Here is a 9,522-nt window from a genome sequence, read left to right on the forward strand (position 1 = left end):
CATCCGTCCCCGACTCCACCAGATCCCACAAATCCTCCGCCGACCCCACCCCACCCGGGAACCGGCACCCCATCCCCACGATCGCAATCGGCTCGTGCGCCCGCTCTTCGGCCTCGCGCAGCTTCTCCTGGGTCTCGTGGAGTTCCACCATGGCGCGGCGCAGGTAGTCGCGCAGCTTCGCCTCGGTGGCGGTGGAACCGTTCGCGGAGTCGGAGTCGTTCGTGGACACAGCTCTCCTGAGAAGGTGTCGTAGTGCGGTGGTCGCCTCAGGCCGAGAACATCGGCCTGAGGGTCACTGCCGGAGGTCCTTGTCGAACAGGGCGAACAGCTCGTCGTCGGAGGCCGTCCGCAGGCGTTCCCCCACCGAGTCGTCCGTGCCGCCGATGCCGGCGGCGTCACCACCGTCGGCGGGGGTGGGTTGCCCTGCTGCGGTCAGTGCCGCAAGCAGCGCTTCCAGTCGTCCGGTGATACGCGCCCGCGTGCCGTCGTCGTCGTTGACAACTGCCCGGAGTAGGGCGTCGAGTCGGTCGATGGTGTCGAGTACGGCGGTCTCCGGGCCGGGCAGTTCGCGGTCCAGGAAGGCGGCGAGTGCCCTTGTGGTCGGATGGCCGAAGACCAGGGTGGCGGGAAGGCGCAGTCCGGTGGCGGTGGCGAGCCGGTTGCGCAGCTCGATCGCCGTGAGCGAGTCCAGTCCGAGCTCCCGGAAGCTCCGGTCGGGGGCGATGGCCGTGGCGTCGCCGTGTCCCAGTACGGCGGCGATGTCGGCGCGTATCGCCTCGGTCAGTACGGCGGCCCGTTCGGAGCGGGGTGCGCCGGTCAGGCGTTCGGCGAGTGTGGGGGTGGCCTGCCGGTCGGTGCCGGGCTCGTCGGTCGCGGCCGAGGTGCGGGCGGATGCGGCCAGCGAGCGCAGTGCCTCGGGTATCCGCTCGAGGTCGTCGTGGTCGCGCAGGGCGGCCGGGTCGACCCGTAGGGGAAGGATCACCGCGTCACCCGGTGCGCCGGCCGCCACGTCGAGTGCGGCCAGGCCCTCGGCGCGGTGGAGCGGGACGAGCCCGGTACGCCGCAGGCGGGCGGTGTCCACGTCGGTGAGTGTGCCGGCCATTCCGCCCTCCCACGGCCCCCAGGCGACCGACACCGCCGGCAGCCCCTCGGACCGGCGCAATACGGCGAGCGCGTCGAGGTAGGCGTTGGCCGCCGCGTATCCGGACTGGCCGGCGCTGCCGAGGGTCGCGGCGGCGGAGGAGTAGATCACGAAGGCGGACAGGGGCAGGCCCCGGGTCAGCTCGTGGAGGTTCCACGCCGCGTCGGCCTTGGGGCGCAGCACACCGTCCAGGCGCTCGGCGTGCTGCGCGGTGACGATGCCGTCGTCCAGGACTCCGGCGGTGTGGACGACGGCCGTCAGGGGCCGGTCGGCGGGGATGTTTTCGAGTACGGCGCGCAGCGCGTCGCGGTCCGCCGCGTCGCAGGCCACGACGTCGGCGCGGGCGCCCTGTGCCGCCAGTTCGGCGACGAGCCGGTCGGCTCCGGGTGCGGCGGCGCCGCGCCTGCTGAGCAGGAGCAGGTTGCGTACGCCGTGGACAGCGGCGAGGTGCTGCGCCGCCATGGCGCCCAGGCTTCCGGTGCCGCCGGTGATGAGGACGGTGCCCCCGTCGGTGGGCCAGGCCGGCGCGGTGGTGGCGGGGGCGGCGCGCACGAGGGCGGGGCGCAGCAGAACGCCGTCCCGGAGGGCCAGTTGCCCGCCGACGGCCGCGGCGTCGGCCAGGACGAGCCGGGAGGCGGGTGCTTCGTCGGTGTCCACCAGGGCGATCCGGTCCGGGTGTTCGGCCCGCGCGGAGCTCAGCAGTCCCCACGCGGCAGCGGCGGCGGGATCGATGCGGCCGTCCCCGGTGTCCACGGCTCGGCGGGTGACGAAACCGAGCCGCATGGCGCCGTGGCGTTCGTCGGCGACCCACCGCTGGACGAGGGTGAGCGTCCGCAGGACCGTCTCGCGCGCCGCACGCGGTTCGGGGCCCGGGGTGCCGCTCAGGTCAACGAGGAGGGGGAGCCGGTCCCGGCTGCTCTCCTCGGCCGCCTTGACGAGGAGGTCCTCGTCGGTGGGGTCGGCCCAGCGGACACGGGTGTCCTCGTCTCCGGCCGGAGGCGTGGCGGGCTGGTCCGGGAGTGCGGTCCAGCGCGGCAGGTAGAGCGGCAGGTGTGCGGCTCCCGCGGCGGCGAGCCGGTCGGCGTCGGTACGGCGCAGGGCGAGCGCGTCGACCGTGAGGACGAGGCGCCCGTGCGGGTCGACGGCCGTGATCGTGACGGTTTCGGGTCCCGCGGAGCCGGGCGCGGGGGCGATGCGTACGCGCAGGGTGTCGGCGTCCGTGGCGTGCAGGCAGGCGCCGTTCCAGGAGAAGGGCACCAGTCCGTGCTCCGCGCCGAGGCCCGGCGCGGTGGCGTGGAGTGCGGCGTCCAGGAGCGCCGGGTGGACGGCGTAGCGGCCGGCTTCGTCGGCGTACGCGCGGGGCAGCCGTACTTCGGCGAACACTTCGGTGCCGCGTCGCCAGGCGGCGGACAGGCCGCGGAAGGCGGGTCCGTAACCGATCCCCGCGTCGGCGAAACGCTCGTACTCGGTCGTGACGTCGACAGGCTCGGCGTCTTCCGGCGGCCAGACCGTGCCGAGCCGGGGCCGATCGGCCGGCGGTTCGGACGCACCAACGGTGCCGGAGGCATGGCGGACCCACTTGCTCTCCTGCGATGCGTCGGAGTGGATCTGCAGGAGGCGATTGCCCTGCTCGTCCGAAGCGCCCAGTACGACGCGCAGGCGCACCGCAGCGTCCGGCGGAAGCACCAGCGGGGTCTCCAGGGTCAGTTCGGCGACGGTGCTGAGGGCAGGGGTGGGTCCGGATACCGGTGCCGAAACGGGCGCGGACCCGAGCGCGGGCGCGGGCGAAGCGTCGGCGGCGTACTGGGCGAGCTCCAGGAGGGCGGTTCCGGGTACGACCACCTGGCCGCGCACCGTGTGCTCGGCGAGCCACGGGTGGCTGCGGGTGGAGAGGCGCCCGGTCCACACCGTGCCCTGCCCCTCGGGCAGGACCACGGCGGCGGACAGCAGCGGATGAGGGCTCTCGTCGAGCCCCATGGCCGTCGGGTCGGAGGTCGCCGGGGAGTCCAGCCAGTAACGGCGCCGTTGGAACGGGTAGGTGGGCAGGCCGGCGGCCACCTGGGCGGCGGCGCTTCCGGGGTCGGGCGAGGGCGCCGGCGTGATGGGCACGCCGTGTACGTACGCCTCGGCCACCGCCTGGGTCAGAGCCTCCGTCTCACCCTGGCCCCGTCGCACGACCGGCAGGGTGAGAGGGGCGACCGTCGTGTCCTGGGTGGCGTCGTCGTCCAGGCAGGAGCGCGCCATCGCAGTGAGCACCGCGTCGGGACCGACCTCCAGGAAGGTGTCGATGCCGTCGGCCCGCAGAGCGCGCATACCATCGAGAAACCGCACCGGCTCGCGCACATGACGGACCCAGTGGTCCGGGCTGCGCAGGTCGGAGGCGGTGCCGTTCTCCATGGACAGGTTCGACATGACAGGAAGCGTCGGTCGTCGGTGGTGCAGTGCGCGAGCAGTTTGTGCGAACTGTGTCAGCATGCCGTCCATGTGCGGCGAGTGGAAGGCGTGACTGACGGTGAGCCGTTTGGTGTCCCGGCCGCGCGAGCGCCACAGCTCGACCAGTTCCCGCACGGCCCACTCATCGCCCGAAACGACCACCGAGGCGGGGCCGTTGACGGCTGCGAGCGCGACTTCCCTCTCCCGGCCCGCCAGGCAGGGCACCATTTCCTCCTCGCTCGCCGCGATGGCGGCCATCGCGCCGCCGTGCGGCATCCCCTGCATCAGGCGACCGCGCGCCGCGACCAGGGCGCAGGCGTCGGCGAGGTCGAGGACTCCGGCGACATGGGCGGCGACGATCTCGCCGACGGAATGTCCCATGACGGCGTCCGGCCGTATGCCCCATTCCTCGGTCAGCAGCCGGAAGAGGCCCACCTCCAGCGCGAACAGCGCGGGTTGGGTGTATTCCGTACGGTCGAGCAGAGCGGATGCCCCTGACGAGTCGTGCTCGGTCCCCCCGAACATGACGGCTCGCAAGGGCCGTTCGAGGTGACGGTCCATCTCGGCCCAGACAGCGTCCATGGCACGGGCGAAGGTCGGGAAGCGGGCGTAGAGCTCGCGCCCCGCGCCCGGGCGCTGGCTGCCCTGGCCGGAGAAGAGGAACGCCGTCCGGCGCTCCTCGGTCGCCGCCCCGGTGACGAGACGGGCGCCCGGACCTCCCGGATCACCCTGGCCTCCTGGCACGCCCAGCACGGCCGGAGCGCTGGTGCCCTCCCGTCCGTCGGCGAGCGTCCGCAGTCCGCCCAGCAGGCTCTCGCGGTCCTCGGCGAGCACGACGGCCCGGTGGCGGAATGCGGTGCGGCGGTGGGCCAGGGCGCTCGCCACGGCGGTCGGAGCGGCGTCCAGACGGTCGAGGTGGGTGTGCAGGCGGACCGCCTGGTCCCGTAGCGCATCGCGGTCCCGGGCCGAGAACGTCCACATCACGGGGGTCGTGCCGCGGGAGGCATCGGGTGGTGCCGGTACCGCGGGCGGCTCCGGGGCGCTTGCAAGGATGAGGTGCGCGTTGGTGCCGCTCGCTCCGAAGGACGACACACCGGCTCGCAACGGCTCGTCCTCGGCCCGCGGGTGCCAGGGCTTCGGGCGGGTCAGCAGTTCCACGGCACCCGACGACCAGTCCACGTGCGACGACGGCGCGTCCACGTGCAGCGTCCGCGGCAGCACACCGTGGCGCATGGCGAGGACCGTCTTGATGACGCCCGCCACCCCGGCCGCCGCCTGGGTGTGTCCGATGTTGGACTTCAGCGAACCGAGCCACAGGGGCCGGTCGGCGGGCCGTCCACGGCCGTACGCGGCGAGCAGGGCCTGCGCCTCGATCGGGTCACCCAGCCGGGTTCCCGTGCCGTGCGCCTCGACCACGTCGATCTGGTCGGGCCCGAGGCCGGCGTTGTCGAGCGCGGCCCGGACGACCTGCTGCTGTGCCAGGCCGTTCGGCGCGGTCAGGCCGTTGCCCGCGCCGTCCTGGTTGACCGCCGAACCCGGGATGACGGCCAGTACGGGACGGCCCTCGCGCCGGGCGTCGGACAGGCGCTGCAGCAGCACCATGCCGGCGCCTTCACCGAATCCCGTGCCGTCGGCGGCATCGGCGAACGCCTTGCACCGTCCGTCCGGGGCCAGCCCGCGCTGCCGGGAGAAGTCGACGAACATCGTCGGCGTCGACAGGACGGTTGCCCCGCCCGCCAGCGCGAGGTCGCACTCCCCGAGCCGCAGCGCCTGCGCGGCCAGGTGCAGGGCGACCAGCGATGAGGAGCAGGCGGTGTCGATCGTCACGGCCGGGCCCCGTAGCCCGAGGGCGTACGAGACGCGGCCCGACGCGACGCTTCCCGCACTGCCGTTGACGAGGTAGCCCTCCAGGTCGGCCGGGGCGCCGGACCGAGGTGGGTGGAGCAGGCGGGCGCCGTAGTCGTCGTACATCACGCCCGCGTACACGCCGGTGCGGCTGCCCCGTACGGTCGTCGGGTCGATCCCGGCCCGTTCCAGGGCCTCCCACGACGTCTCCAGCAGCAGGCGCTGCTGCGGGTCCATCGCCAGCGCCTCGCGCGGCGAGATACCGAAGAACTCCGGGTCGAAACCGGCGCAGTCGTCGAGGAACCCTCCTTCGCGCGCATAGCTGGTACCCGTGGAGCCGGGGTCGGGATCGTAGAGCGCCTCCAGGTCCCAGCCGCGGTCCTCGGGCAGGCCGGAGACGGCGTCGGTGCCCGCTTCGAGCAGCCGCCACAGGTCCTCGGGCGTCGTCACGCCACCGGGGAGTCGGCAGCTCATCGAGACGATCGCGATCGGCTCACGGGCCGTGTCCTGGAGCTCCTTGAGCCGCTCCCTGGTGCTGAGCAGCTCGGCGGTGAGCCGCTTGAGGTACTCCCGTGCCTTGTCGCCCCGAGTTCCGTCGTCCCGAGTCCCGTCGTCCCGAGTCCCGTCGTCCCGAGTCCCGTCGTTCCGAGTCCCGTCGTTCCGGGCGTTCGAGGTCCGGCCGTCGGCGTTCCGGGAGTCGGCGGGGCGGCTGCTCTTGCTCACAGTTGCTCCTCTATGAAGGCGTAGAGGTCGTCGTCGCTCGCGGAATCGAGCCGTTCCTCGACCGCCGTCCGCGTATCGGTGGGGTGTGCGCCGGACGGGACGGCGGGCGCAGCCGGGGCCGAGCCGGCGGGGCCGACCGCCACGAGCGCCGCCTCCAGTTGCCCGCGGAGCACCCCGCGGCGGATGTCGTCCGCTTCCATCCCCGCCACGGCGGTCAGCAGGGCCTCCAGGCTCGACAGGGCCGCGGCTCCCGCGTCCTCGCCTCCGGCGGCCGGGCCGAACTGGGCAGCGATGTGCTCCGCCACGGCCCGCGGGGTCGGGTGATCGAACACGACGGTCGCGGGGAACCGCATTCCGGTGGCGGCGTTGAGCTGGTTGCGCAGCTCCACGGACATCAGCGAGTCGAACCCGCTGTCGCGGAACGGCTGCCCCGGATCCACCGCGTCGGGGCCGGGGTAGCCGAGGACCTTCGCAACCCGGCTCCGCACCAGCTTGAGCAGCTCACGGCCGCGGGCGGGCTCGTCCAGGGGCGCGAGCCGTTCGGCCAGTTCCTGGGGCGCGCCGGCCGACGGTGCGTCGCCGCCCTCGGTGGCGGGCATCTCGTGCGGCGCCGCCGTCCGCTGCGCCGTGGCCGCCGGAACGAGCGCCCGCAGCAGTACGGGCACGGCGTCGGGTCCGCTCACGGCCCGCTCCCTGCCCAGGGCCGCCGTGTCCAGCCGCATCGGTACGAGCAGGGCGCGGTCCGGCGCCAGGGCGAGGGCGCGGTCGAAGAGCGCAAGCCCCTGCACGTTCGGCATCGGGGCGACGCCCGAGCGCCTCATGCGCCGCAGGTCCCGCTCCATGAGGTGCTCCGTCATCCCGCTGGCCTCGCCCCACAGTCCCCAGGCAAGGGACAGCGCGGGCAGTCCGAGGGCGCGGCGATGGTGCGCCAAGGCATCGACGAACGTGTTCGCGGCGGCGTAGTTGCCCTGTCCGGGCCGGCCGAGGAGCCCCGCGGCCCCCGAGAACAGCACGAACGCCGCCAACGGCCGATCCGCGGTCAGTTCGTGCAGATGGAACGCGGCGTCGGCCTTGGCGCGCAGTACGGAATCGATACGGCGCGGGTCGAGCGTCGTGACGGCGCCGTCGTCGAGGGCTCCGGCCGCGTGCACCACACCGGTGAGCGGACGCGTACCCGGGATGTCCGAGAGCACCGCCTGCAGCGCGTCCCGATCCGCCGCGTCGCAGGCGACGAGCTCCGCTTCGGCGCCACGCTCGCGCAACTCCGCCACCAGCTCGTGCGCCCCCGGGGCGTCGGGACCGCTGCGGCTCAGCAGGAGGAGGTGTCGTACGCCGTGGCGCTCCGCCAGGTTCCGGGCGAACAGCCTGCCCAGCGTGCCGGTGGCCCCGGTGACCACCACGGTGCCGCCGTCGAGACGAGGACCGCCTGCCGTCGCGTCGCATGCTCCTACCGCCGGACCGACCTCAACGGCCGGCGCCTCCGTACGGACGAGTGACGGCGCGTACACGATGCCCTTGCGCACCGCCAGCTGGGGCGTCCCCTCGGCGATCGCGCGCAGGGCGGCCGGGATCGCCGCCATCGACTCGTCGTGCGCGTCCACGTCGAGGAGTCCGAAGCGTCCGGGATGCTCGGACTGCGCCGACCGCAGCAGTCCCCACAGGCCCGAGTGCGCCAGATCCGTCACGTCCTCGCCCGCGCCCGCCGCGACCGCACACCGGGTCAGGACGACGAGCCGGGTGTCGGCCAGCCGCTCGTCGGCCAACCACTCCTGCACAAGGGCCAACCCCTCGTACAGCCCCGCCCGCAGCCGCTCGGTGACGGGTCGACCCGGCAGGGAGCCCTCGCCGAAGACGACCGCGACCGTCTCCGGCGCCACTCCTCCGGCGTCCAGCTCCCGGCGCAGGGCGTCCAGGCTCGGGTGTGCGGTGAACCCGGCGCTCGTCGGCGCGAAGTACTCGACCGCCGAACGGAGTTGGGCATCGTCGGACAGGTCGCTGCCGCGCAGGTCGCCTCCGAGCTGGTCACCGCCGACCAGTGCCCACCGCCCCGGGGCTCCGACGGGCCGCGCGCCAAGCTCGTGCCACGCCACTTCATACAGAGGAGACGTCACCGCGGAGGCGCCGACAGCGGCAGCGAACCGTTCACGTTCCATTGGGCGCATGGCCAGCGCGTCGAGGGAGAACACCGGAGCCCCGGACAGGTCCACCGCCTGGCACGACAGCGCTCCGTCGGAGTCCAGCGCCAGCCGGACACGCACCGTGTCTGCGCCCGAGGCGTACACGGCCATGCCACGCCAGGCGAACGGCAGCAGCAGGCCGCCCGCGGGTACGTCGAACAGCCCGCCCGCGATCCACGGCTGGAACGCCGCATCCAGAAGCGCGGGGTGCACGCCGTAGTGCACGGCGTCGGCCACCACCCGGTCGGGGAGCCGCACCTCCGCGAAGACCTCCCGGTCGCGGCGCCACACCGACCGCATGCCGGCGAACACCTCGCCGTACTCGTATCCGAGCGCCGAGAACCGGTCGTACAGCTCCGCCGGCTCCACCGACACGGCACCCGTGGGCGGCCACGCCGCGCCGCCCCATGCCAGGGCACCGGGCTCCGGCTGCGGCAGGCTCGCCGAGCTCAGCACGCCGACCGCGTGCAGCGTCCAGGAAAGCTCGTCCGTCCCCGTAGCGAGCTCGTCACCATTGATGGACGCCTGCTGGTCCGGCCGCGCGTGCACGGACAAGTGGCGCCTGCCCGAGCCGTCGTCACCCCCGACGCGCACCTGGACCTGCACTCCGCCGCGCTCCGGGAGGACCAACGGCGCCCGCACCTCGAGCTCCTCGACCGCGGAACAGTCGGTGACCGAGGCGGCGTGCAGGGCGAGTTCGACGAAGGCGGTGCCGGGCAGCAGCACGGTGCCCGACACTGCGTGGTCGGACATCCAGGCGTGCGAGGCGAGCGAGAACCGCCCTGCAAGCAGCACGTCCCCCGAGTCGGCCAGCCGCAGCGCACCACCGACGAGCGGATGCTCCTGCCACGCCATGCCGAAACGGGCGGCTGCGAGATCGCCGACTCCTGCGGGAGAGGTCTCGGCCCAGTAGTGCTGGCGTTGGAAGGGATAAGTCGGCAGGTCGATGCGGTCGGCTGCGATCCCGTGCCCGGTGTATGCCGCCTTCCAGTCAACAGACACACCGCGGACGAACGCCTCCGCCATCGACGTCCACAACCGGTGCAGGCCACCCTCACCACGCCGCAACGTGCCCACCGCCACCACATCATCCCGCCCCGCACGAGCCGCGAGCTCCTCCACCCCGATCGTCAACACCGGATGCGCACTGGCCTCCACAAACACACCAAAGCCATCACCCAACAACGCATCAACGGCCTCGTC

General features: G+C 73.5%; 3 protein-coding genes. All 3 read right to left on the reverse strand.

The features are described from left to right. On the reverse strand, nucleotides 1–229 hold a 229-nt coding region (locus ACGFML_RS38050), incomplete at its 3' end, for a polyketide synthase docking domain-containing protein (protein WP_393550528.1). 63 nt (nucleotides 230–292) lie between these two features. Next, the gene (locus ACGFML_RS38055) at nucleotides 293–6,142 is read right to left on the reverse strand and encodes an SDR family NAD(P)-dependent oxidoreductase (RefSeq protein ID WP_393550530.1); all 5,850 of its coding nucleotides are present in this window, start codon (nucleotides 6,140–6,142) and stop codon (nucleotides 293–295) included. Continuing rightward, on the reverse strand, nucleotides 6,139–9,321 hold the full coding sequence (locus tag ACGFML_RS38060) for a type I polyketide synthase (protein ID WP_393550532.1): 3,183 nt from the start codon (nucleotides 9,319–9,321) through the stop codon (nucleotides 6,139–6,141). Before ACGFML_RS38060 ends, ACGFML_RS38055 begins: the two co-directional genes overlap by 4 nt. Between the last annotated feature and the right edge of the window lie 201 nt (nucleotides 9,322–9,522).

Origin of the sequence: Streptomyces sp. NPDC048650 (genome assembly GCF_043199095.1) — a bacterium.
Classification (GTDB): domain Bacteria; phylum Actinomycetota; class Actinomycetes; order Streptomycetales; family Streptomycetaceae; genus Streptomyces.